This window comes from Saccharothrix sp. S26 (genome assembly GCF_021390395.1).
GTDB lineage: Bacteria > Actinomycetota > Actinomycetes > Mycobacteriales > Pseudonocardiaceae > Actinosynnema.
The window spans coordinates 204,006-227,095 of the sequence record NZ_JAJUWT010000002.1 but is presented as its reverse complement, the minus strand read 5'-3'; the positions used below and the strand labels follow the sequence as shown (position 1 = coordinate 227,095).

Genomic DNA, 23,090 nt, shown 5'->3' with positions numbered 1-23,090 from the left:
ATTCAGGCGAGCTCGCGCGCCACCCGCCCGATCAGCGCGGACGAGGCGGCCGGGTCGAGCGATTCGGCGCTGAGCCGAGCGAACATGTCGGAATACCTGGCGACGTCGGAGGGCTGTTCCCAATAAACGTCGCCCTTCGGGCTTTCGATGTATACCACGGCCGGATCCGACTGCTCGGGAAACGACAGGATGACGAACGGGCCGTCCATCGCAGCGTGACCGCCCGCCTCGAAAGGGACCACCTGGAGGGTGATGTTCGGGAGTTTTCCGACTTCGTCGAGTCGCCTCAGCTGCTCGACCATCACCTCCCGGCCGCCCACCAGCCTCCGCAAGGCTGCTTCGTCGACGACCGCGTGCAGGCTCAGCGGGTCGTCCTCGACCAGCAGCGCCTGGCGTGCCTTGCGCAGCTCCACCCGGCGGTCGACCTCGGCCGGCGCGGCGTCCGGCAGCACGGCCCCGATCAACGCCCTGGTGTACGCCTCGGACTGGAGCAGGCCGGGCACCATCAGACCCTGGTAGGTGCGCACCCGCTCGGCATCGGCCTCGAAGCCGACGTAACGGCCGGGCGCGATGTCGCCGAACTCGTCCCACCACGCCCGCCGCCGCGCGTCCCGCGCCAACTGCACCAGCTCGTCCAGCGTGGCCCGGTCCGCGCCGTAGGCCGAGAGCATGTCGCGGACGTCGCGCGGCGTGACGCCGACCCGGCCGGTCTCGATGCGGCTGATCTTGGACGCCGAGCACTCCAGCCGCCCGGCGACGTCCTCGATGGTGAGGTCGGCCGCCTCGCGCAGCCTGCGCAGCTCGCTGACCAGCCTTCGCTTGCGCAGCGTCGGGCTGCTGCCCCGTGGCATGCGGACACCTTTCGTCGAGACCCCGACCCGGGGGCCGCAGACCAGTCTGTGGGCGTGCGCCGACGGAGCAAAGTGACGTCATCCATTCGTGTACTGCAACTTGCAGACGGCCGGTCGCGGTAACAGGCTGCGATGAGCACACCGCCCCAGGGAAGGAGCGCTGAAGGTGTCCACCACCGTCTTCAGCCAGCTCGACCGGTCCCTCCGAGAACACCTGGCCACGCTGGTCCGCCTCGCGTCGACCGGCGACGACGAGACGGCGGTCGAACTGGCCCGCTGCGAACTGCCCAGGGTGGTGACCGCGGTCAAGGCCCTGCTCGACGAGCACACCCCCGACGAGCACGGCCGCTGCCCCACCTGCCGCACCCGCCGCTGGAGCCGCCGCCTGCCCTCGCCGTGCCGGGCCTACCTCGGCGCGCAGCTCGCGCTGACCGTCGGCGGCGACGAACCGTCCGGCAACCACCGCAAGCACCTGCGCAGCGTCGGCTAGCCCCAACCCAGCCCCGGTCGGGCGACGCGCCTCCCCCGCCATCGAGCCCCACCAGCGCCGCCCGACCCCACCCGAGCCCGCACCCGAACCGACCCCGCGCCCCCGACCGGGACCGGCTCGGTGTCGAGGCTCGGCACGGGGTGGTCGGTCCGGTGAGGGGGCCGACCACCCCGTGTTGAATTGCGCCGCCTCCGGCGTCGCGGGCGACCTCGCGGAGGGGGTCCAGGCGAGGGTGGGCGAGCAGGGGTGGGGCGAGGAGGGGGTGGCGGGGGGTTAGGCGCAGACTGGGTGGAGGCCGTCGTGGTCCGGGTCGACCAGGTAGACGCGGGCGGCGGAGATGTCGAAGTACATGCCGACCAGGCGCAGGGAGCCGGTGGTGACGGCCTCGCGCACGCTGCGGTAGGCCATCAGGTTGTCCAGTTGCTGGGCGACGTTGGCCACCGACAGGCGCTCCACCACCGGCAGGTCCGACTCGCCCGCGTGGAACCGGATCAGGCTCGGCTCGACCGCCTTCAGCCACGTGTGCAGTTGCGTGCCCGGCCGGGTGGAGCCGTTCACCACCGCCTTCATCGCGCCGCAGTCCGAGTGGCCGCACACCGCGATCGTCTCGACCGCCAGCACCTCCACCGCGTACTCGATCGCCGCGCCCACCGAGTCGTCGCCGTCCAACGGCACGAGGTTGCCGATGTTGCGCACGCAGAACAGGTCGCCCGGCCCGCTCGTGGTGATCAGGTTCGGCACCACGCGCGAGTCGGCGCACGTGATGAACAGCTGCCGGGGGCGTTGGCCCCGCGCGGCCAGCTCGGCCAGGAACGGGCGGACCAACGGCGCGGTGGAGCGCTCGAACTCGCGCATGCCGCGCATCATCGGGTCGACGTCCGCGCGCGGCCGGGGCACGGTGACGGTGCGGTTGCGCTGCCAGTGCGACCACGGCGCGAACCACCTCGGCAACGGCGACAGCGGCGTCTTGCGCAGCGCGGGGATGCCCTTGCGCGCCTTGCTGAACCACGTGTCGTGCACCTCGTCCACCTCGACGTGGCCGCCCAGCCGCTCGTAGCCGGCGCGCCAGTCGTCGATCGCCTCGTACGCGCCGTGGTCGAGGAAGTCGATGTGCAGCTCCAGCACCACGCGCTGCCCCAGCGGGATGGCGCGCAGCCCGCGCACCAGCCGCCCGGCACCGAAGAACACCAGCGAGCCGCGGATCACCACGCGCCAGCCGTCGGGCTCCTGCTCGACGCGCACCGAGGCCCGGGTCAGCCGGTGCAACGACCGCAGCGCCGCCGCCGCGACACCGAGCAGCACGCCTTCCACCAGGCCCAGCACCACCACGCCCGCCAGGGTGACCGCGTAGGCGGAGAACTCGCCGTGCCGCCACAACGCGCGCATCCGGCGCACGCTCACCAGCCGCACGCCCACCACCAGCAGCACACCGGCCAGCGCGGCCAGCGGGATCAGCTCCAGCACCGAGCCCAGCGCGATCACGAACAACGCGATCCACACGCCGTGCAGCACGGTCGACGCGCGGGTGCGCGCGCCCGCGGCCACGTTGGTCGAGCCGCGGGCGATGCCACCCGCGATCGGCAGCCCGCCCAGCGCGCCCGTGACGACGTTGGCGGTGCCCTGCGCGATCAGCTCCCGGTCGAGGTCCGCGCGCGGCCCGGTGTGCAGCTTGTCGACCGCGACCGCGGACAGCAACGACTCCATGCTGGCCACCACGGCCACGGTGAGCACGGCGAACGCGATCCCGCCGAAGCTGCCCGACGGCAGCTCCGGCAGCACGACCTGGCTGAGCACCTCGCCGGGCAGGTGCACCCGGGCCACGTCGAGCCCGCTCGTCGCGAGCGTCGCGACCAGCACGGCCACCAGCGGCGCGGGCACGACGCCGGCGCGCGGCACCAGCGGCCACAGCAGCAGCGCGGCGATCGCCAGCGCGCCGACCAGGACGGCCGACCACCGCACCTCCGTCGTGGCCACCTTGGCGAGGTTGTCCAGCACCGAGGTGGCCGCCGTGCCGCCGAGCACCACCGACAGCTGCCCGACCGCGATGCTCAGGCCGATGCCCGCCAGCATCCCGTGCACCACGGCCGGTGAGAGGGACAACGCCATCCGGCCGAGCTTGGCCAGGCCGAACAGCAGTTGCAGCGCGCCCGCGGCGAGCGTGATGGCCGCCGTGGCGGGCCAGCCGTACTCGGCGACGAGCCCGGCGGTGATCACCACCAGGCCGGTGGCGGCGCCGCTGATCTGCAACGGCGCGCCGGACAGGGAGCCGGCCACGATGCCGCCGACCACGCCGGAGATCAGCCCGGCCATCAGCGGCGCTCCGGTCGCGGCGGCCACGCCGAGCGAGAGCGGCACGGCGACCAGGAACACCACCACCGACGCGGGCAGGTCGTGCCGCAGCACGGTGGCGAGGCCGCCCGGGGGTCCTGCCGTGGTGTGCTCGCCTGCGTGGGACTTGGTGGGGCGCGGGCGGTTCATGCTCGGTCCTTCCTTCGGGCAAGGGGGTATCGCCCCGCGCGGTGCGCGGGGTGTCGTTCGAGGAGGGGGGCCTAGTGACGCGCTAAGGGCGGCAGCAGGCGCGGCCAGAAGGCGAGTCGGAACTCGGCCCCGGCGCGGTGGTGAGGGTTCGCCACGGTGGCACCTCCGTGTCGGCACAGGGAGAACGTGTCGGCACAGCCCGCGTCGCACAGGTCGCGTCCCCACCATGATGACGGAGGAAGGGGGCGCTCTGACAGCGGTTCCACCCGGTCGTGTTGATCACGAACGGGGTCGTCACCCCTGGTGACGGAGTTACCGCCCGACGGCCGCGTAGGCGCGGGCGACCGCGAAGGTGCCGCCGCACAGTCCGATGAGGACGGCCGCGACGTGGCCGAGCGCGGCGAACTCGGGCACCGCGCCGTGCCACTCGGCGGTCGCCAGCGGGTACGCGACGAGCAGCGCCAGCCACGGCACGCGCAGCACCACCGGGCTCAACACGGTGATGGCGCCGGCCGCGGTGAACGCCACGTAGCCGGCGCCGACGTCGACCACGTCGGTCAGGTCGGTCGGGTAGACACCCGAAGAGATGACGAGAGCCGTCAAGAGCACCGCGCCGACGTGTCCCAAGAGGACGACCGCGACCGCCCGCCACGGGCCGACCTCGCGTTCCAGCGCGCCGAGGCAGACCACCGCGGCGACCACGGCGAGCCCGGTGGCGACCAGCCCGTCGCCGTCGGGGTCGAGCACGAACGCGCTGCCCAGCAAGGCGTTGACCGGGTGGTCGGCGAGGTTGGCCGCGTTGGTGCTCAGCGACCGGCGCACCTGCGCCGACATGCCGTCGGCGAACACGAACCGCATCAGCAGCGCGAGCCCCGCCACGGCCGACAGGTAGCCGGCCGTGACGGGGTGGCGGCGGAAATGCTCACGCACCCGGCCATGATCGGGCCGGGTGGGTCAGGCGTCCACTTGAGACCTGTCACCCGACCAGAGGGTGTGGAAGCTGCCCTCGCGGTCGGTGCGGCGGTAGGTGTGCGCGCCGAAGAAGTCGCGCAGGCCCTGGATGAGCGACGCGGGCAGGCGCTCGGACCGCAGCCCGTCGTAGTACGCCAGCGCGGAGACGAAGCCGGGCACGGGCACGCCCGCGGTCACCGCCTTCACCACGACCCGCCGCCACGCCTCCTCGGCCGACTTCACCGCGTCGCGGAAGTAGTCGTCCACGAGCAGCGACGCCAGCTCCGGCTCCTTGTCGTAGGCCTCGCGGATGCGGTCGAGGAACCGGGCCCGGATGATGCAGCCGCCGCGCCAGATCGTGGCCATCGCGCCCAGGTCGAGGTCCCAGCCGTACTCGGCGCTCGCCGCGCGCATCTGGTCGAAGCCCTGCGCGTACGCCACGACCTTCGACGCGTACAGCGCCTGCCGCACGTCCTCGACCAGCGAGTCGGTCGCGTCGGCGGCGACCTCGGCGGGCCCGAACGCCGACCGCACCGCCTGCCGCTGGCCCGCCCGGCCCGACAGCGACCGGGCGAAGACGGCCTCGGCGATGCCGGTCACCGGCACGCCCAGCTCCAGCGCCTCCTGCACGGTCCAGCGGCCGGTGCCCTTCTGCTCGGCCTCGTCGGCGATCACGTCGACCAGCGCGGACCCGGTCTCGGCGTCGACGTGGCCGAGCACCTCGGCGGTGATCTCGACCAGGTAGGACTCCAGGTCGCCGCTGTTCCAGCCGCGGAAGACCTCGGCGACCTCGGCGGGGGCCAGGCCGCCGACGCGGTGCAGCAGGTCGTAGGCCTCGGCGATGAGCTGCATGTCGGCGTACTCGATGCCGTTGTGCACCATCTTCACGAAGTGCCCGGCCCCGTCCGGCCCGACGTGCACGCAGCACGGCACGCCGTCGACCTTGGCCGCGATGTCCTCCAGCACGGGCCCGAGGTGCTGGTAGGACTCCTTCGACCCGCCCGGCATGATCGAGGGGCCGTTGAGCGCGCCCTCCTCGCCGCCGGAGATGCCCGTGCCGACGAAGTGCAGCCCGGCCTCCTTCAGGGCGGCCTCGCGGCGGCGGGTGTCGGCGTAGTGGGCGTTGCCGCCGTCGATCACCATGTCGCCGGGCTCCAGCAGGGGCACCAGCTCGTCGATGACGGCGTCGGTGGGCGCGCCCGCCTTGACCATGATGATGATCTGGCGGGGCGTCTGGAGGCTCGCGACGAGCTCTTCCAGCGTCTCGGCGGGCACGAAGTCGCCCTCGTGGCCGTGGTCGGCGATCAGCGCTTTGGTGCGGGCGTGGCTGCGGTTGTGCACGGCGACGCGGTAGCCGTGCCGGGCGAGGTTGCGCGCCAGGTTGCTGCCCATGACGGCGAGCCCGGTGACGGCGATCCGCGCGGGTGCCTCGGAGGTGGTCATCTGCACAGCGTGCCCAATTCCGCGCGCGAACGCACGTGTCCCGAACCCCTGGGCACCGTTGCGCGCTGCGGCGTCGATCACTCCTGTAACATCGTGAAACAGTCGTGGAACGGGGGCGTGGATGGCCAGGGCGACGGTGCGGGACGTGGCACGGGCCACCGGGCTGTCCATCGCGACGGTGTCGCGGGTGCTCAACGGCCAGGCCAACGTCGCCGCGCACACCCGCGAGCTGGTGCTCGAGGCCGTGGCGGGGTTGGGCGGCGAGGCGCCGCGGACGCGGGGCGCGAAGCCGGCGGGCCCGGTCTGCGTGCGCTGCCCGTACCTGCTCACCGACTACTTCGGGCTGATCGTCTCCAGCGTCGCCGAGACGCTGGCCCGGCACGGCAGGCAGGTCGTGCTCAGCGCGGGCGTGTCGGCGCAGCGCGAGCCGGTGCTGTCGGGCCTGGCGGGCCGGTCGGACGTGGGCGGCGCGGTCCTGATCCTGCCGCCGGAGCCGGCCGAGGAGCTGGTCCGGCTGCGCGACCGCCGGTTCCCGTTCGTGGTGGTCGACCCGCGCACGGAGCTGCCGCGCGACGTGGCGTCGGTGTCGGCGGCGCACTTCGCGGGCGCGCGGCGGCTGATGGCGCACCTGGTGGAGCTGGGCCACCGGCGGATCGGGATCATCGGCGGCCCGCGCGACTGGCTGGCGGCCGACGGCAGGCTCGCCGGGTACGCGGCGGCGTTGTCCGACGTGGGCGTGCTGCCGTCGGCGGAGCTGCTGCGGCACGTGGACGAGCCGACCGAGGCCAACGGCTACCTGGTCGCCCGCGACCTGCTGGGCCTGGCGGACCGGCCGACGGCGCTGGCCGCGTTCAACGACAAGATGGCCGTCGGCGCGTTGCGCGCGGCCCGCGAGCTGGGGCTGGACGTGCCGGACCAGGTGTCGATCGCCGGTTTCGACGACCTCGACCTCAGCCGGGCCACGTGGCCGGAGCTGACCACCGTGCGGCAGCCGTTGCAGGAGATGGGCCGGATGGCCGTGACGCTGCTGATGCGGTTGTTGGACCGGCACGAGTTGGAAGCGCTGCACGTGGAGCTGGCCACGGAACTGGTGGTCAGGGCGTCCACAGGGCCCGCGCCGCGCGTTTGACGCACCCGCGTTCCACCTCCCTTTTCACGGTATTTCCCGGTCTGAATGCACGACCTTGACACGGGTTCGGCGCCCATTGTTTCCTTCACCTGCGGACAAGTTCCACAAATGTTCCACTTTGTTTCAGACTGCCGACCCCTGCCCACAACGTCGTGAAAGGAGTCCGGGGTGCCCTCTTCCCACCGTCGGGCTTTCGCCAGCGCCGGCATAACGTTGATCACGTTCGCCGCCGCCCTCGCCGCCTCGCAGCCGGCCGCCGCCGCGGGCGAGACCGTGAACGTCTACCTGACCACCACCTCCGACAGCGGCGGCCGCACGGTCACCCGCGGCCTCCAGCAGCAGCCGTCGATCGCGTTCAGCTCCAACGGCGGCAGCGCGACCCACACCATCACCGTCAACGAGGGCACGACCTACCAGCAGTTCGAGGGCGGCGGCGCGTCGATCACCGACACCACCGCCTACCTGCTGCGCGGCGGTCCGGTCTCGGCCGCCACCCGGGACGCGGTCATGCGCAAGCTGTTCCACCCGGTCGACGGCATCGGCCTGTCGTTCGTGCGCAACCCGATCGGCGCGTCCGACCTGTCCCGGCCCGGCCACGTCTCGCTCGACGACACGTGCTGCGACCTCAACGACTGGGGCGCGAACGGCTACGACACGAACGTGCGGCTGCTGACCCAGCAGGCCAAGCAGCTCAACCCGCAGCTCCGGGTCAAGGGCGTGCCGTGGAGCGCGCCGGGCTGGATGAAGGACAACGGCCGCATGGACCAGATGGGCTGGCTCAAGTGGGAGTACGCGCCGATGTACGCGCAGTACTTCGTGAAGTACGTGCAGAGCTACCAGGCCGCGGGCATCCCGGTCGACTACGTGTCCGTGCAGAACGAGCCGAACTGCTGCCAGGCGTCCAACCCGACCGCGATGAACTACCCCGGCATGAGCTGGAACCCGGCGGGCCTGGTCGAGTTCACCAAGAACAACCTCTACCCGGCGTTCCGCGCGGCGGGCATCACCACCAAGGTGCTGGTGCACGACTGGAACTACGGCGACTACGCCAACTTCGGCTCCGGCGTGCTGGGCGACGCGGGCGTGCGCAACGACCCGCTGTTCGGCGGCATCGCGTGGCACGGCTACTTCGGTGACCCCGCAGTCGGCACGCAGGTGCGCGACCAGTACCCGGCCGTGAAGCAGTTCAGCACCGAGCACTCCGGCGGCACGTGGATCGCCAACCAGCACAACGAGGACATGGCCGACATCGTCAACTACGCCCGCAACTGGAGCTCCAGCCTGGTGAAGTGGAGCCTGGCGCTCAACCAGGACATGGGGCCCCACAACGGCGGCTGCGGCACGTGCACCGGTCTGATCACCGTGCAGGAGGGCGGCTCGCGGGCCGGCCAGGTCGACTACACGATCGAGTACTACACGACCGGGCACCTGACGAAGTTCGTCAAGCCGGGCGCGTACCGGATCGACTCGACCGCCAACGGCGCGGTGCAGAACGTCGCCTACCGCAACCCGGACGGCTCCAAGGCCCTGATCGCGCACAACGGCGGCACATCGGCCCAGTCGATCCGGGTGAACTGGGGCAACCAGTCGTTCACCTACGCCCTGCCCGCCCGCACGTCGGCGACGTTCACCTGGCAGGGCACGCCCGGTTCCGGCAACCCCGGCGGCAGCGGCGGCGCGATCACCGGCCTGGCCGGGAAGTGCGTCGACGTGGCGGGTGGGAGCAACGCGGACGGCGCGGCCGTGCAGCTGTACTCGTGCAACGGCACGGCGGCGCAGCAGTGGTCGCGGCCCGGTGACGGCACGTTGCGCGCGCTCGGCAAGTGCCTGGACATCAAGGACCGCGGCACGGCCGACGGCGCGCAGTTGCAGCTGTGGAGCTGCGCGGGCGGCGCGAACCAGCAGTGGACCTACACGTCGGGCCGCGACCTGGTGAACCCGGCGACCGGCAAGTGCGTGGACGTCACGGGCAACACCAGCGCCGACGGCACCCGGTTGCAGATCTGGACGTGCACGGGCGGCGCGAACCAGAAGTGGACCATCGCCTGATCGCCCTCGCCGTGCCCGGCCCGCCGCCGCTCGACCGGCGGCGGGCCGGCACCGCGGAGCGCCCGACGCCGCACGACCGGCGTCGGGCGCTCGCCTAACCGGTGGCGCGATAGGCCTCGCCGGCCCGGTTGGGCGTCCCCCCGGGCACGTACAGCCCCGTGCCCGGCTTGTCGGCGGGGAGCGCGAACCACGCGTAGCGCTCCAGGTAGGGCAGGTTTTCGAGCATCCGTGAGGACGCGCCGGCGAAGTCGGCCAACTGCCGCGCGTCCGGGTACCGCACCGCGCCGCCGGAGAAGTCCATCAGCGAGTACTCGGTGAGCCAGATCGGCAGGCCGTACCGGGCGTGCACGGCGTCCAAGTAGCTCTTCAGGTGCCCCACGGCGGCCGGGCCGAAGTCCGAGCCGTACCAGTGCAGGGTGATGAAGTCGACCCGCAGCCCACGGTCGCGCGCGCCCGCCAGGAACCGGTCGAGCCAACCGCCCGCCTTGTCACCGCTGTGCGCGACGGCCGGGCTGCCCAGGCGCATCCCGGTCGCCTGGAGCTGCGGCCACAGGTCCAGCGCCTGTTCCACGGTCATGTTCGACTGCTCGGCGAGGTCCGGCTCGTTGAAGCCGAGCAGGGTGGTGCCCTGCCCGCGGACCGCCTGGAGGTTCGCCGGGGTCACCGCCTTGGCTCCCCAGATCATCGGCACGTACTCCACGCCGGGTGGCGGCTGCACGTTCTCCCTGGTCGGGGCCCAGTTGTAGAACCAGCCCGCGCCGACGTCGGCCAACGCGGCCGTGACGCCGTCGAAGTGCCAGGTGCTGACGCCCTTCTTCACCGACTTGGCGACCGGCGCGGGTTCGACGGGTGCTGCTGTCGTCGTGGTGGTGGTTGTCGTGGTTGTGGTGGTGGTGGTCGTTGTTGTCGTCGTGGGCGGGACGGTCGAGGGCATCCGCGTGGTCGTGACGGCGACCGGGGCGGCCATCGGCGTGGGCGTCGGAGTCCGTTCGACGGGCAGCAGCACGACCGCGCCCGCCACCGCCGCCACGGCCGCCGCCGCGATCAACGGCTTGGTGGCGGCGTTCGCCCAGAAGCCCTTCTTCACCACCGCGACCACGGGTTGCGCGGCCAGGTCGAACCCGGCGGGCAGCGGCACGAGCGGGATGCGGGCCAGCAGGCCGTCCACCGCCGCGAGGTCGTCGAAACCGCGGGCGCACCGGGCGCACTCCCGCGCGTGCCGCACGATCCGCTTGCGCCACAACGCGCTGGGCCGCCCGTCCCAGTCGGCGACCACCTCGGCCAGCGCGCCGCAGCGCGGCCCGGCGAGCACCCGGACGACCACCCGTGCCCCGTCGAGCTGGGCCTTCATCCGCTGCACCCGCACGGCCGCGTGCTGCGGCGTGAGGTCCAACGCCTCGGCCAGCTCGGCGCGGGTGATCCGGCCGACCTGCTCCAGCCACCACAGCGACAGCAGCTCGCGCTCGTCGTCACCGATCCACCGGGTGGCCGACAGGACCTCCCGGCGCTGGCCGGTGAGCTGGAGCCGGGTGATGGCCAGGTCGGCGAAGTCCGCGCCCGGGTCGGGCAGGTCGGCCGGTTCGGCGTCGGCCAGCGGCGGCCTGGTCCGGTGGTGGTCGCGCACCTGGTTCATCGCGATGGCCAGCAGCCACGACCGGAACGCCTCGGGCTCGCGCAGCTTCGACAGGCCGTTCAGCGCGCGGAGCATGGTCTCCTGCACCACGTCGTCGGTGTCCGGGTGGCCCGCCAGCGCGTGCCCCACCACGTTGTAGACCAACGGCAGGTAGGCGGCCACGAGCGCGTCCAGCGCGCCGGGCTCGCCCCGCTGCGCGGCCGTCACCGCCGCCGCGTCCCCTGGTGTGCGCATACCGTTCCTCTCGGCCGAGTTCGGGCTTACCTCACCGGAGACTCGTCGGACGCGCCACGATAACGAGAATCAGGCGGCGAGCACCGTGGCCGCCATGCCGATCAGCGCCGTGCCGCACAACCGCTCGAACACCGGCCGCACCTTCGGCCGGGCCAGCAGCGCCGACAGCCGCCCGGCCAGCGGCACGACGACCGCCCAGAAGCAGGCGAACACGCCGACGGCGACCGCCGACAGCAGCGCGGCCTGCGGCAGCGGCGGCGAGGCCGGGTCCATGGCCTGCGGCACCAGGCTCAGGAACGTCAGCATCACCTTCGGGTTGAGCAGGTCGCACAGCACGCCGCGCAGGAACAGCGACCGGTCCGACTTCGGCGCCCGCCTGATCGGCCCGCCGCGCCGGGCCGCGCGCAGCGTGGTGACGCCCAGGTACGCCAGGTACAGGGCGCCGACCGCCTTGACCGCCAGCAACGCCGCCGGGGCCGCGGCGACCAGCGCGGACAGCCCCACCGTGGCCAGCAGGGCGTGCACGAGCAGCCCGGTCACCACCCCGGCCGCGGTGAGCGCGCCGTAGCGCACGCCGCGCACGGCGTTGCCGGTGATCAGCACGAAGTCCGGGCCGGGCACGACGGTGATCACGACCAGGGCGAGCAGGAAGGAGGTCCAAGCGATGTGCACGGCCGCATCCTGCGTCACGCGTTCGGGTGTATTCCACCTGACGGTTACAGTGTTCGGTTGTGAGCGAGACAGCCGAACTGGATTCGGTCGACTGGCTGATCCTGGAGGCGTTGCAGAACGACGCGACGCTGCCGAACCGGAGCCTGGCCGAGCTGGTCGGCATCGCGCCGTCGACGTGCCTGCACCGGGTGCGCCGGCTGCGCGAGCTGGGCGTGATCACCGGCTTCCACGCCGTGGTCGACCCGCGGACCACGGGCCTGCCGCTGGAGGCCGTGGTGTCGGTCAACGTGCGGCCGCACACCCGGCCGGTGGTGGCGGCGTTCCGGCGGTTCGTGATGGCGCAGCCGGAGACGCGGTCGCTGTTCCACGTCAGCGGGCAGGCCGACTTCCTGGTGCACATCGCGGTGGCCGACAGCACGCACCTGCAGGCGTTCCTGATGGACAAGATCGCCTCGCGCGCGGAGGTGCGGAACCTGACCAGCTCGGTGGTGCTGGAGCGGGTCGAGACCCGGGCCCTGACGCCGCCGGACGACCAGCGCCCGACCCACCGCAGGCGGCGCGTATAGATTGCCGGCCATGGATCCCGAGGAGTTCCGCCGGATCGGTCACGAGGTCGTCGACTGGATCGCCGACTACCGCTCGCGCGTCGAGGGCTTCCCCGTCAGGTCGTCGGTCGAGCCGGGGTGGGTGCGGGGCCGGTTGGCCGGTCTGCCGGAGCGCGGCGAGGGTTTCGACGGGCTGCTCGCGGACCTGGACCGGGTCGTGCTGCCGGGCACGACCCACTGGCAGCACCCCGGCTTCTTCGCGTACTTCCCGGCCAACGCCTCGCTGCCGTCGGTGCTCGGCGACCTGCTGTCGGCGGGCCTGGGCGTGCAGGGCATGTTGTGGTCCACCTCGCCCGCCGCGACCGAGGTCGAGCAGCACCTGATGGACGAGCTGGTGGGCGCGTTCGGCCTGCCGCCGTCGTTCGTGGGCGGGGGCGTCATCCAGGACACCGCGTCGTCGGCGGCGCTGGTCGCGGTGCTCGCCGCCCTGCACCGGGCGTCGGGCGGGAAGTGGCGGCAGTCCGGGGTGGACGGGACCGAGACGGTGTACGTGTCGTCGCAGACGCACTCGTCGCTGGAGCGGGCCGCCCGGATGGCGGGGCTCGGCGAGCAGGCCGTGCGGGCGGTCGCCGTGGACTCGCGGCTGGCCATGCGGGTGGACGACCTGGCGTCGCGCCTGCGGTCCGACGTGGCCGTGGGCCGGCGGCCGGTGCTGGTGTGCGCGACCGTCGGCACCACGGGCACGGGCGCGGTGGACCCGGTGCGGGAGATCGCCGAGCTGTGCGCCGAGCACGGGATCTGGCTGCACGTGGACGCGGCGTGGGCCGGCCCGGCGGCGCTGTGCCCGGAGTTCCGCCACCTGTTCGACGGCGTGGACCGGGCCGACTCGTTCACCGCGAACGCCCACAAGTGGATGCTGACCGCGTTCGACCTGTCCCTGTTCTGGACGGCTCACCCGGACGTCCTGGTCGACGCCCTGACGATCCTGCCGGAGTACCTGCGCAACACGGCCACCGACTCGGGCGCGGTCGTGGACTACCGCGACTGGCAGATCCCCCTGGGCCGCCGTTTCCGGGCGCTGAAGCTGTGGTCGGTGCTGCGCTGGTACGGCCTGGAGGGCATCCGCGCCCACGTGCGTGGCCACGTGGAGCTGGCGACCCTGCTCGAATCGTGGGTCGAGGCATCCGACGACTGGGAGCTCGTCGTGCCGCGCTCGCTGTCCCTGGTGACCATCGCCCACCGCTCCGGCGACGACGCCACCCGTGCCGCGATGGACCGCGTCAACGCCTCCGGCAACGCGTTCATCACCCACACCGTGGTCGACGGCCGGTTCGCGGTCCGCGTGGCGATCGGCGCGGAGGCGACCAAGGAACACCACGTGCGGGCGCTGTGGGACGCCCTGCGGCTCAGGGGTTGATCAGCTCGTCGAGGTCGACGGTGACCGGGAAAGGCTCGGGAACCTCGACCTTCCCCGTGCCGTGTGCGATTTGCTTGTACCTGCCGGCGACGAGGCTGAACGCGATGAGCGTGACCGGCTCGTCCAGTTCGACCACCCAGTAGTGCGGGATACCGACCTTGGCGTACTCGATCGGCTTGAAGACGCGGTCTGTGCGGCCCGTTCCCGGCGACACGATCTCCACCGCCAAGTGCAGGTCGTCGGGGTCGAACCGACTCGGGTGCTCCCAGTAGCGCTCGGCCCGCACCACTACGACATCTGGAGCGCGCAGTGAGAGCGGAGGCCCGGGGTCTATCACGACATCGACGTCCTGGACCGCCACCACGCCCGCAGGCAATTGCTCTTTCAGGCAGCTTCGGAGGTTCGCCATCGCCACTTGGTGCTTCGGTGCCGGCCTGGGGGCCACCAGCAAAACTCCTTCGACCAGCTCGAAGTGGCGCGACTTGTCCTCCGGAAGCGCGTCCCACTCCTCAAGCGTGAACAAGTGGTCAGGCCAGGGCATGGTGCTCATCGCGGCCACCTCTCTTGCTCTATTGACTGCATAGCGTAGCCGGTCGACTACAGAACCCGGAGCAGGCCCTCCTGCACCACGGTAGCCACCAGGTGGCCGTCGTGGCTGTAGAAACGGCCCGTGGCCAGGCCGCGCGCGCCCGAAGCGGACGGTGAGGCGCAGTCGTAGAGGAACCACTCGTCGGCCCGGAACCGGCGGTGGAACCACATGGCGTGGTCCAGGCTCGCACCCAGGACCTTGTCGGTCCCCCAGTAGACGCCGTGGCGCACCAGGACCGAGTCGAGCAACGTCATGTCCGACGCGTAAGCCAGCACGCACACGTGCAGCAGGTCGTCGTCCGGCAGCTTGCCGTCCGCCCTCATCCACACCTGGCTGCGCGCCTCGCCCGGACCGTCCTCGCGGGCCCGCCACGGCGGCTCGGTGACGTAACGGATGTCGATCGGCCGCGGCAGGCGGGCCATGCCCACCTTCTCCAGGTACCCGGCCGCCGACTCGGCGTAGGTCGGCAGCGAGTCCGGCGGCGGCACGGACGGCATCGGTTCCTGGTGGTCCAGGCCCGGCTCGTCGAGCTGGAACGACGCGGACAACGCGAAGATCGCCTTGCCGTGCTGCACGGCGACGACGCGGCGGGTGGTGAACGAGCGGCCGTCCCGGATGCGGTCGACCTCGTAGACGATCGGCACGGTCGGGTCGCCGCCGCGGATGAAGTACGAGTGCAGCGAGTGCACCCGGCGCTCGGGCGGCACGGTCCGCCCGGCGGCCACCAGGGCCTGGCCTGCGACCTGCCCGCCGAACACCCGCACGGGCGACTCGGCGGGTGACACGCCGCGGAAGATGTTCTCCTCGATGCGCTCCAGGTCGAGCAGCGCGACGAGGCGGTCGAGCACGGGCTGCCCGTGGGGCACGCCGTCGGCGTCCAGCGGAACGTCCGAGAACTCGGCGGTTGCCGCGGCACGGGCAGCCTCGGTCACTTCATCTCCTAAGCGTGGTCGTCCTCCCCCAGGCGGTGCACCCGGATGAGGTTCGTCGAGCCGATCGTGCCAGGCGGCGAGCCCGCCACGACCACGACGAGGTCGCCGGGCTGGTACCGGCCGATGTCGATCATCGACAGGTCCACCTGGCGGACCATCTCGTCCGTCGAGTCCACCTTAGGCACCAGGAACGTCTCGGTGCCCCAGGTGAGAGAAAGCTGACTGCGCACGCTGGGCTCCGGCGTGAACGCCAGCAGCGGCAGCGGGGTGTGCAGGCGGGCCAACCGGCGCACGGTGTCACCGGACTGGGTGAACGCGACGAGCGCCTTCGCGTTCAGCCGCTCACCGATGTCACGCGCCGCGTAGGAGATCACGCCGCGCTTGGTGCGCGGGACGTGCGTCAGCGGCGGGACCACGGTGGACTCGGTCTCGACGGCCACGATGATGCGGCTCATGGTCTTGACCGACTCGATGGCGTAGCGGCCGACCGACGTCTCGCCGGACAGCATCAGCGCGTCCGCGCCGTCGAGCACCGCGTTGGCGACGTCCGAGGTCTCGGCGCGGGTCGGCCGGGAGTTCGTGATCATCGAGTCGAGCATCTGGGTGGCCACGATCACCGGCTTGGCGTTCTCGCGGGCGATCTGGATGGCCCGCTTCTGCACCAGCGGCACGTGCTCCAGGGGCAGCTCGACGCCCAGGTCGCCGCGGGCGACCATGACGCCGTCGAAGGCGAGCACGATCGCTTCGAGGTTGTCGACCGCCTCGGGCTTCTCGATCTTGGCGATCACCGGCTTGCGGCCGTGGCCGACGCGGTCCATGACCTGGTGGACCAGGTCGATGTCCGCGGGCGAGCGCACGAACGACAGCGCGATGAAGTCCACGCCGAGGTTGAGGGCGAACTCGAGGTCCTCGATGTCCTTCTCGGACAGCGCGGGCACGGACACGTCCATGCCGGGCAGCGAGAGACCCTTGTTGTTGCTGACGGGGCCGCCCTCGGTGACCTCGCAGACCACGTCGGGGCCGTCGACCTCGATGACGGTCAGGCCCACCTTGCCGTCGTCCACCAGCAGCCGGTCGCCCGCCTTGGCGTCCTGCGCCAGCTGCTTGTAGGTGGTGGAGACCCGGTCGTGGGTGCCCTCGACGTCCTCGACGGTCACCCGCACGACGTCGCCGGTGCGCCACTCGACGGGGCCGTGGGCGAACCGGCCGAGCCGGATCTTCGGTCCCTGGAGGTCGGCCAGAATGCCGACCGCGCGGCCCGACGCTTCGGCCGCGTTGCGGACGAGGTCGTAGACCTGCTTGTGGTCGGCATGGCTGCCGTGGCTGAAGTTCATCCGGGCAACGTCCATACCGGCCGCCACCAGCTCGTTGACCTTGTCCTCGGTCGCGGTGGCAGGACCCATCGTACAGACGATCTTCGCGCGTCGACTCACGTCTAGTCAGAGTAGTCCCTGTCACTGGACCGATCAGGATGTACCGGGAAGTAATCTCCTCGAAACAGGCAGAATCTGTCCCGTGGGCTCCAGAATCCTTCCGTTCGTGGTCGCGGCGTCGCTCAGCGTCATCGTGCTGTTCACCCCGGCTTCAGGTGTGCCCACGGCCCCTCCGGGCACCGACAAGGTGGTGCACTTCCTGCTGTTCGCCCTGCTCATGGCCACCGGGACGTACGCGCGGCTGCCGTCCGGACCACTGGCGATCGTCCTGTTGGGTTACGCCGCGGTCTCGGAAGTGTTGCAGTGGCTCATCACCGTGCTGAACCGCAGCGGAGACGTCCTGGACGCCCTCGTGGACGTGGCCGGCGTCGCGGTCGCCTACCTCGTCGTGCACTGGCGGAGCCGCGGGACGGCCCACCGGGTGTGACGGGTTCGGGTTCCCGCCGACCGGTCAGCGGCGGAAGCCGACCTCGGTCAGGCCGATGTGGTCGGCGCACCAGTCGACCAGGGGCGTGACCTGTCGCCAGGCGTCGCGGACGCGGTCGAGGCAGCCGGGCTCGTGCAGCACGTCGTCGGGCGGCCACACCTTGGCCACGTACACGCGCTTGTGCTTGAGCAGCTCGATGCGGGGGTGGTCGGGGTCGAGGCCGCGGGGCGCGCGCTTGAGCTTGTCGCCGCGCAGCTCCCAGCCCGCCTTGGCGAGCTTCGCGAGCACCTTCTCCAGCGCACGTCCCCGCACGTCGTCGGCGACCGACTCGCGGTAGCGGGCGAGCTGGTCGGACGCCATGGCGAACGACCCGCCCGCCACGAACACGCCCTCGGTGCCGATCTGCACGTAGTGCGCGCCGCCGCCGCGGCCGAGTTCGACCACGCCGCCGCAGTGGTTTTTGTAGGGGGTCTTGTCCTTGCTGAACCGCACGTCCCGATAGGGCCGAAAGACCTTTCCCTTGCCGAACTCGGGCTCCAGCGCGGCCAGCAACGCCTCCATGGGCTCGCGCACATCACGCTGGTAGACGTGCTTGTTGTCGTCCCAGTACGCCTTGGAGTTGTCCGCGACGAGTCCGTCGTAGAAGTCGATGGCGTGTTCGCCGAAGCCGGTGAATTCCACGGGGGACAGCTTACGTTCCTCCATTCGTGGCTCATTCGAACGCTCTATCGCAACGCATGACCGAGCCGTCACGTTCTGTGCATAATCGGCCGGGTGGGTAGGAAATCGGCGCTGGCCGGATGGCTGCGCGAGCTCGACGCGGGGCAGATCCGGGACATCTTGGCGCTGCGCGAGGACGCCGCCGGCCGCCGGCCCCGTTCGCTGCGGGAGCTGGCGGACGAGCTGACCTCGACGGCGTCGTTGCGCGCGGCGGTCGACGGGCTCGACCAGGCTTGCCGGGACGTGCTGGACGCGGTGGTGCGGCTGGGCGACGAGGCCGCAGTGGACGTCCTGGCCGCGCGGTTGCGCTGCCAGGGCAAGTCGTCGCGGGCCGAGCTGAGGCGGGTGTTGGCCCAGTTGCGCGCCAGGGCGCTGGTGTGGCCGGCGGAGGGCCGCCTGGTCACCGCGCCGGGCCTGCGCCCCCTGGCCGACGACCCGCCGCGCCGCATCACGCCCGCGCCCCGCCCGCCGCGCCGCGCGCCGCAGGACCGGGGTTTCGCCGACCGGGCCGCCATCACGCCCGCGACGTCCACTGTGGACGGCGTCACGCGCCTGGTCGACCTGTGCGACGTCGACGTGGTGGCGTGCCGGGGCGGTGTGGGGTTGCGGGAGCTGCGTCGGATCGCGGGCGTGCTGAGGGCGGACGAGAACCGGACCCGGCTGTGGGTGGGGCTGGCCGTGGAGGCGCGGTTGCTCGCGGTGGACGAGGGCAGGCTCGTGCCGACGGTCCGCTCGGACGCGTGGCGCGCCTCCTCGCCCGCGGACCGGCTGGCCGCGGTGGCGTCGGCGTGGCCGCGGATGTCGTGGGAGCCGGGCAGGCAGCGGCCGGTGTCGGCGGAGGCGTCCTCGGCGGACGCCGGCGAGCGGACCAGGCACGGCCTGCTGGAGCGGTACGCGCGGTTGGCCGAGGACGAGGCGTACGAGCACCGGCACGAGGTGGTGGCGGAGCTGGTGTGGGCCCGGCCGGCCGCGCACGGGCGCGCGGCGACCGAGGCGGCGCTGGTGGAGGCCGAGTCGGTGGGGTTGGTGGCGCTGGGCGCGGCGACCGCGTTGGGCCGCGCGGTCCTGGCGGGCGGGGTGGCGGAGGTCGCCGAGGTGGCGAGCCGGTTCGTGCCGCCCGCCGCGACGACGGCTCACCTGCGGCCGGACCTGACCGCCGTGGTGGCCGGGCTGCCGTCACGGGAGCTGAGCGCCGTGCTGGACCTGGCGGCGGACGCCGCGGCGGGCGGGTGGCGGTTCAGCGGCGCGAGCGTGCGGCGGGCGTTGGACGCGGGCCACGAGCCGGACGCGTTGCTGGCCCGGTTGGCGTCGGTGAGCGAGCACGGCGTGCCGCCGACGTTGGCGCACCTGGTGCGGGAGGTGGCGCGGCAGCACGGCCGGATCACCGTGACGCCGGTGGCGTGCTGCGTGCGGGCGGAGGACCCGGCGCTGGTGGCGGAGATGGCCGCGCACCCGCTGTTGGCGCAGCTGTCGTTGCAGCCGTTGGGACCGACGGTGCTGGCGTCGGTGAAGCCGGCCGACGCGACCGTGGCGCTGCTGCGGGCGGCCGGGTACGCGCCGACGACGTCGTCGGCGGACGGCACGGCGGTGGTGGGACGGGTGCCGCGGCGGCGCGTGGAGCCGCCGCCGGTCCGCGGGTCGGCCGCCGGGTCGCGGACGCCGTTGACCGAGCAGGAGCTGGCGGGGCTGGCGGCGGCGCTGGTGGAGCGGCCGAGACCGAAGTTCGTGCTGCCGCGCGCGGAGTCGCAGCGGATCGGCACGGCACGCCTGCTGCGGGACCAGTCGCTGGTGCTGCGCGATTCGGAGGTCGTGCTGCTGGCGGAGGCGTTGGTGAGCCGCACGTCGGTGGAGATCGCGGTGGCGAACGGCCCGCGCACCACGGTGAAGCACGTGATCACGCCCGTGGACCACGCGGCGGGCAACCTCAAGGCCAACTGCGCCCCGCGCGGCGAGCGCCGCGAGTTCCCGGTCAGCCGGATCCGGTCGGTGCGCGCGGTGACCGGGGTCTGACGCGCCAGGGCACGGCATCCCGGCTTCCCGGTCCGGCGGGCCGTGGCCGGACCCTTCGCGCGTCCGCGTGACGGCGAGCCGCCCCGGCCCGGATCAGCGGGTCGGGGCGGCGGGGTGTTCCAGCGGGCAGGCGTCAGGGCAGGCGCAGGTCGAGGTGGTCGGTCCGGCCCGCCTCGGTGGTCGCCTCGGCCGGTGGGCCGGTGCGGTCGTCCCTGGTCGCGGTGAACTCGTAGCGGCCCGGGGTCAAGTGCCACTCGTAGCGGCCGTCCGGGCCGGACAGGACCGCCAGCTCCGGCACCGGGCGGGGCGGCGCGTCCAGCGACCTCGGCTGCACGAGCGCGCCGTCCACCGGCCAGCCGGCGGAGTCGGTGACCACGCCGGTGACGGTGGCCCGGGCGGTGGTGGGCGGTGGGGCGTCGGCGTCGGACGACGGGGCCTCCCCGCCGCACGCCCCGAGCGCCAGCACGCCGATCAGCAGCGCGAGGTGTGCGCGTCTCACGATCCGCTCCTCTCGGTCACCGCTGGGACGGAACGGGCGGCGTTCCCGGTTGCCGCACGCCGGCGAACCTCACCGGATCGGGTCAGCGCCAGCCGACGACCAGGTTGAACCGGCTCTCGGTGATGCGCGGCCCGCTGTTGTGGCCGTTGGAGCCGACGCCGTAGGCGTGGAACGCCAGCGAGCACCGGCCGGAGCAACCCGTCGACCCGGAGGCCCGCACGGTGTGCACGGAGCTGCCGCTGTTGCCGCCCACGGTGTCGTTGTCGTAGTACAGGCGCAGCGACGCGGTCTCCCGGACCTGGTCGGAGTGGGTCCACTGCTGCTGGGCCTTGTCGCCGGGGTAGCCCTGGACCGTCGTGGACGTGCCGGTCAGCGACGCCGTGGTCCAGTACGCGCCGTACCAGCCGGTGGTGTTGCCGACCGAGCAGTTCAGGGTCGCGCCGCCGTAGTCGGCGTCGGGGTTGCCGTCGGTGGTCCAGCCGGTGTTGGACCGCAGGGTCGCCGCGGTGCAGGAGCCGTACGGGTAGGTGGTCCCGTTCGCGCCCGGGTAGAACTTGAGCTGGCCGGTGTACCAGCCGCTGCTCTGGTTGTAGACGCAGTGCCCGGCGGTCAGCACGAGGCTCGCGCCGAACATCCAGCCGGTGCAGTGCAGCGATTCGACGCCGCCGACGGTCCGCGTGATCAGCACGGTGGCGCTGGCCGGGAAGCTGGTGGTCGGGTCGACCCGCACCCGGTTGTCCGCGCCGATGATCGACTGCACGCCGAGGTCGTCGCCGGTCGGCGAGGAGTAGCCCCGGATCTTGTGGCCGGCGGGCACGCGCTGCGCGCCGTACGCGGTCACGTCGGCCGGGACGCCCGTGCCCTCGTAGGCCGAGACGCCGCGCAACCCGGTGGACCGGGCCGCCGTCACCTCCGACCCGGTGTCGCTGGAGCCCAGCTCCACGCCTTTCGGCGTGCTCGCGGACGCCGCTGACACCACGCCGGCGGTCGCCAGCACAACGCTCGCGAGCACAATTCCAACCCGTGTCGAAGTTCTTTGGATAATCACCCGGAATCCCTTCAAGCGGAAACAGTTCTCGCCCGCTTGAGTCGTCCGGGAACTCGGATCGATACAGAAAAGGTAAAACTTCGGCCACTCGCCGGCTCAGCTGGTCACAACGGCCCACCGGACACCGCCCGATGCCCACCCGTGGCCGCGCGGCGACGAATATCAGGCCCGGCCCAACGCCTTCAACAAGTGGTCGAACGCCGCCGGGCTCACCCGCACCACGCCACCTTCCGGAACCTTGCTGTCCCGCACCGCCACCGACTCCGTCGTCCGCCACACCTCGACACAGTTGTTGCCACTCTCGGTGCTGTAGCTCGACCTGCGGAACACTGCTGCCTCCTAGCTGTAGTCGGCAGCAACTTTACGCAGGAACCTCCTCGTCTCCTCGAAGCTCAGCGCAGCACCGGTCAAGCGGGCCCACACCCGCTCCAATCGGCCCACGACCTGCTTGTCGTCGAGATAGCGCAGCTCGGCTTCGTTCTCGGTGTAGGCGAACTCCAGCGGTCCCGCCACACCGGGCGACGGGATGCGGAGCAGCACGAACCGGTCGCCGATCCAGCCGCTCTGCACCCGTGTCTTGAACGGCATGACCTGGAGGCTGACGTTGGGCAGCTTCGAGAGCTTGATCATGTAGTTGATCTGCTCGCGCATGACGTCAGGCGACCCGAACTGGCGGCGCAGCGACGACTCCGAGATCACGAACGCCACCTGCGGCGGGTTGGGCTTGTGGAAGATCTCCTGCCGGGCCAGCCGGGCTTGGACCCGCGCGTCCATGTCCCGGTCGTCATCGCTGAGCGCGTACAGCGCCCTGATGAAGGACTCGCACTGCAACAGCCCCGGCGGCACCTCGGTCTCGACCGTGCGGATGAGGTCGCAGTTCTCCTCCAGGTCGATCATGGTGCGGAACTGCTCGGCGTACATGCTCCGCACACCGGTCCACTTGCCGCGCTGGTGGTTGTTCCGGCGCAACTCCAACAACGCTTCGACGTGCGCCTCATCGGTGACGCCGAGGCCCTTGAGCAACAGGATCAGGTCGCCCGGCGTGATGCTGGACTGCCCCGCCTCCATGTCCGCCATGCGGCTCTGGCTCTTCTCGATGAGCGCGGCCGCCTGCGCCTGGGAGAGGCCCGCGCGTTCCCGCAGGAACGCGATCTCCTTGCCCAGCAACAACTTCTTCGCCGTCGGCGTGATCCTCGCCATGCGGCGAGCCTACCGCCGCGCCACCGGGCCACTGGTCACCCGATCGAGCGACTGCGCAAACTCCGATTATGCGATTGGATCGCATCCAAAGACGGGAGAGGTGGATGAGCGGCATCAAGGTGGACTCGTGGGTGGCGGTCGAGGGTGACTGCCACATCGACTTCGACGTGGTGGGGCAGGAGATCCAGTTCCGGCTGGGCGGCGTCCACGACGGCGGTCTCGACCTGATCCTCAGCGAGCGCGGGCTGGAGAAGCTCGCCGCCAAGGTCGGCGAGGCCCTGGCCCAGGTCCGGGACAAGTGAAAGGGCCGCCCCGACGTCGTTGTCGGGGCGGCCGGGTA

General features: G+C 72.0%; 22 protein-coding genes. 8 read left to right on the top strand and 14 right to left on the bottom strand.

All coding sequences use genetic code 11. The features are described 5' to 3' along the window. Window positions 1-2: 2 nt before the first annotated feature. A complete protein-coding gene (locus LZG04_RS03540; protein WP_233813025.1) occupies window positions 3-851 on the bottom strand; it encodes a helix-turn-helix transcriptional regulator in 849 nt (282 codons plus the stop codon). Window positions 852-1,017: 166 nt separating this feature from the next. On the opposite strand from LZG04_RS03540, the gene LZG04_RS03535 reads away from it, so the two are divergent. Further along, entirely contained in the window at window positions 1,018-1,341 is a 324-nt protein-coding gene (locus LZG04_RS03535; protein ID WP_053715465.1) for a hypothetical protein, read from the top strand. Window positions 1,342-1,614: 273 nt separating this feature from the next. On the opposite strand, the gene LZG04_RS03530 is transcribed toward LZG04_RS03535, so the two are convergent. The 3 genes from LZG04_RS03530 to gndA form a co-directional block, all read right to left on the bottom strand. Then, window positions 1,615-3,819, bottom strand: coding sequence for a SulP family inorganic anion transporter (locus tag LZG04_RS03530; RefSeq protein ID WP_233813022.1), 2,205 nt, complete (start codon window positions 3,817-3,819; stop codon window positions 1,615-1,617). 312 nt (window positions 3,820-4,131) lie between these two features. Further along, the gene (locus LZG04_RS03525; protein WP_233813020.1) at window positions 4,132-4,749 is read right to left on the bottom strand and encodes a rhomboid-like protein; all 618 of its coding nucleotides are present in this window, start codon (window positions 4,747-4,749) and stop codon (window positions 4,132-4,134) included. Window positions 4,750-4,773: 24 nt separating this feature from the next. Beyond that, complete coding sequence (gene gndA / locus LZG04_RS03520) at window positions 4,774-6,213, bottom strand: NADP-dependent phosphogluconate dehydrogenase (RefSeq protein WP_233813018.1); 1,440 nt, start codon at window positions 6,211-6,213, stop codon at window positions 4,774-4,776. A gap of 121 nt (window positions 6,214-6,334) precedes the next feature. On the opposite strand from gndA, the gene LZG04_RS03515 reads away from it, so the two are divergent. Both LZG04_RS03515 and LZG04_RS03510 read left to right on the top strand, forming a co-directional pair. Then, entirely contained in the window at window positions 6,335-7,342 is a 1,008-nt protein-coding gene (locus LZG04_RS03515; protein WP_233813016.1) for a LacI family DNA-binding transcriptional regulator, read from the top strand. 168 nt (window positions 7,343-7,510) lie between these two features. After that, window positions 7,511-9,391: a ricin-type beta-trefoil lectin domain protein gene (locus tag LZG04_RS03510; RefSeq protein ID WP_233813014.1), complete on the top strand. Its 1,881-nt coding sequence runs from the start codon at window positions 7,511-7,513 to the stop codon at window positions 9,389-9,391. A gap of 94 nt (window positions 9,392-9,485) precedes the next feature. On the opposite strand, the gene LZG04_RS03505 is transcribed toward LZG04_RS03510, so the two are convergent. Together LZG04_RS03505 and LZG04_RS03500 are read right to left on the bottom strand one after the other, a co-directional pair. Next, entirely contained in the window at window positions 9,486-11,258 is a 1,773-nt protein-coding gene (locus LZG04_RS03505; RefSeq protein WP_233813011.1) for a sigma-70 family RNA polymerase sigma factor, read from the bottom strand. Window positions 11,259-11,327: 69 nt separating this feature from the next. Continuing rightward, complete coding sequence (locus tag LZG04_RS03500) at window positions 11,328-11,948, bottom strand: LysE family translocator (RefSeq protein ID WP_233813009.1); 621 nt, start codon at window positions 11,946-11,948, stop codon at window positions 11,328-11,330. A gap of 41 nt (window positions 11,949-11,989) precedes the next feature. On the opposite strand from LZG04_RS03500, the gene LZG04_RS03495 reads away from it, so the two are divergent. Both LZG04_RS03495 and LZG04_RS03490 read left to right on the top strand, forming a co-directional pair. Further along, entirely contained in the window at window positions 11,990-12,496 is a 507-nt protein-coding gene (locus LZG04_RS03495) for an Lrp/AsnC family transcriptional regulator (RefSeq protein WP_233813006.1), read from the top strand. A gap of 10 nt (window positions 12,497-12,506) precedes the next feature. Continuing rightward, window positions 12,507-13,892 carry an aminotransferase class V-fold PLP-dependent enzyme gene (locus tag LZG04_RS03490; RefSeq protein ID WP_233813004.1) on the top strand — a complete coding sequence of 462 codons (1,386 nt, stop codon included), beginning with the start codon at window positions 12,507-12,509 and terminating at the stop codon, window positions 13,890-13,892. Here the strand turns inward: LZG04_RS03490 and LZG04_RS03485 are convergent. From LZG04_RS03485 to pyk, 3 genes are read right to left on the bottom strand one after another with little or no spacing between them, the layout of a single operon-like run. Next, a complete protein-coding gene (locus LZG04_RS03485) occupies window positions 13,882-14,442 on the bottom strand; it encodes a Uma2 family endonuclease (protein WP_233813002.1) in 561 nt (186 codons plus the stop codon). The two genes, LZG04_RS03490 and LZG04_RS03485, sit on opposite strands and share 11 nt — an antisense overlap. A 47-nt stretch (window positions 14,443-14,489) precedes the next feature. Beyond that, window positions 14,490-15,413, bottom strand: a complete 924-nt coding sequence (tesB, locus tag LZG04_RS03480; protein WP_374202784.1) for an acyl-CoA thioesterase II — start codon at window positions 15,411-15,413, stop codon at window positions 14,490-14,492. Between the two features lie 8 nt (window positions 15,414-15,421). Then, complete coding sequence (pyk, locus tag LZG04_RS03475; protein WP_233813000.1) at window positions 15,422-16,846, bottom strand: pyruvate kinase; 1,425 nt, start codon at window positions 16,844-16,846, stop codon at window positions 15,422-15,424. 82 nt (window positions 16,847-16,928) lie between these two features. Between pyk and LZG04_RS03470 the strand changes: the two genes are divergently transcribed. Then, window positions 16,929-17,273 (top strand): VanZ family protein, encoded by a 345-nt coding sequence (locus LZG04_RS03470; RefSeq protein ID WP_233812998.1) that lies wholly within the window; start codon window positions 16,929-16,931, stop codon window positions 17,271-17,273. A gap of 24 nt (window positions 17,274-17,297) precedes the next feature. Here LZG04_RS03470 and LZG04_RS03465 read toward each other — a convergent pair whose 3' ends face one another. Further along, window positions 17,298-17,954 carry a DUF2461 domain-containing protein gene (locus tag LZG04_RS03465; protein ID WP_233813509.1) on the bottom strand — a complete coding sequence of 219 codons (657 nt, stop codon included), beginning with the start codon at window positions 17,952-17,954 and terminating at the stop codon, window positions 17,298-17,300. 93 nt (window positions 17,955-18,047) lie between these two features. On the opposite strand from LZG04_RS03465, the gene LZG04_RS42305 reads away from it, so the two are divergent. Then, a complete protein-coding gene (locus LZG04_RS42305; protein WP_308198932.1) occupies window positions 18,048-20,003 on the top strand; it encodes a helicase-associated domain-containing protein in 1,956 nt (651 codons plus the stop codon). Window positions 20,004-20,136: 133 nt separating this feature from the next. Here the strand turns inward: LZG04_RS42305 and LZG04_RS03455 are convergent, their stop codons facing one another. From LZG04_RS03455 to LZG04_RS03440, 4 genes are all read right to left on the bottom strand, one after another. Next, complete coding sequence (locus LZG04_RS03455) at window positions 20,137-20,502, bottom strand: carboxypeptidase-like regulatory domain-containing protein (RefSeq protein ID WP_233812996.1); 366 nt, start codon at window positions 20,500-20,502, stop codon at window positions 20,137-20,139. 82 nt (window positions 20,503-20,584) lie between these two features. Continuing rightward, on the bottom strand, window positions 20,585-21,514 hold the full coding sequence (locus LZG04_RS03450) for a trypsin-like serine protease (protein WP_233812994.1): 930 nt from the start codon (window positions 21,512-21,514) through the stop codon (window positions 20,585-20,587). Between the two features lie 198 nt (window positions 21,515-21,712). Continuing rightward, window positions 21,713-21,880, bottom strand: coding sequence for a DUF397 domain-containing protein (locus LZG04_RS03445; protein ID WP_233812992.1), 168 nt, complete (start codon window positions 21,878-21,880; stop codon window positions 21,713-21,715). A gap of 9 nt (window positions 21,881-21,889) precedes the next feature. Continuing rightward, window positions 21,890-22,750, bottom strand: coding sequence for a helix-turn-helix transcriptional regulator (locus LZG04_RS03440; RefSeq protein WP_233812990.1), 861 nt, complete (start codon window positions 22,748-22,750; stop codon window positions 21,890-21,892). 104 nt (window positions 22,751-22,854) lie between these two features. Between LZG04_RS03440 and LZG04_RS03435 the strand changes: the two genes are divergently transcribed. Further along, on the top strand, window positions 22,855-23,052 hold the full coding sequence (locus LZG04_RS03435; RefSeq protein ID WP_233812988.1) for a hypothetical protein: 198 nt from the start codon (window positions 22,855-22,857) through the stop codon (window positions 23,050-23,052). Window positions 23,053-23,090 lie beyond the last annotated feature (38 nt).

Bases quoted from the DNA above. Each gene is read 5' to 3' on its own strand.
- LZG04_RS03540 (WP_233813025.1), bottom strand. From the start codon at position 851: ATGCCACGGGGCAGCAGCCCGACGCTGCGCAAGCGAAGGCTGGTCAGC.
- LZG04_RS03530 (WP_233813022.1), bottom strand. From the start codon at position 3,819: ATGAACCGCCCGCGCCCCACCAAGTCCCACGCAGGCGAGCACACCACG.
- gndA (WP_233813018.1), bottom strand. From the start codon at position 6,213: ATGACCACCTCCGAGGCACCCGCGCGGATCGCCGTCACCGGGCTCGCC.
- LZG04_RS03515 (WP_233813016.1), top strand. From the start codon at position 6,335: ATGGCCAGGGCGACGGTGCGGGACGTGGCACGGGCCACCGGGCTGTCC.
- LZG04_RS03505 (WP_233813011.1), bottom strand. From the start codon at position 11,258: ATGCGCACACCAGGGGACGCGGCGGCGGTGACGGCCGCGCAGCGGGGC.
- LZG04_RS03490 (WP_233813004.1), top strand. From the start codon at position 12,507: ATGGATCCCGAGGAGTTCCGCCGGATCGGTCACGAGGTCGTCGACTGG.
- LZG04_RS03485 (WP_233813002.1), bottom strand. From the start codon at position 14,442: ATGAGCACCATGCCCTGGCCTGACCACTTGTTCACGCTTGAGGAGTGG.
- LZG04_RS03440 (WP_233812990.1), bottom strand. From the start codon at position 22,750: ATGGCGAGGATCACGCCGACGGCGAAGAAGTTGTTGCTGGGCAAGGAG.
- LZG04_RS03435 (WP_233812988.1), top strand. From the start codon at position 22,855: ATGAGCGGCATCAAGGTGGACTCGTGGGTGGCGGTCGAGGGTGACTGC.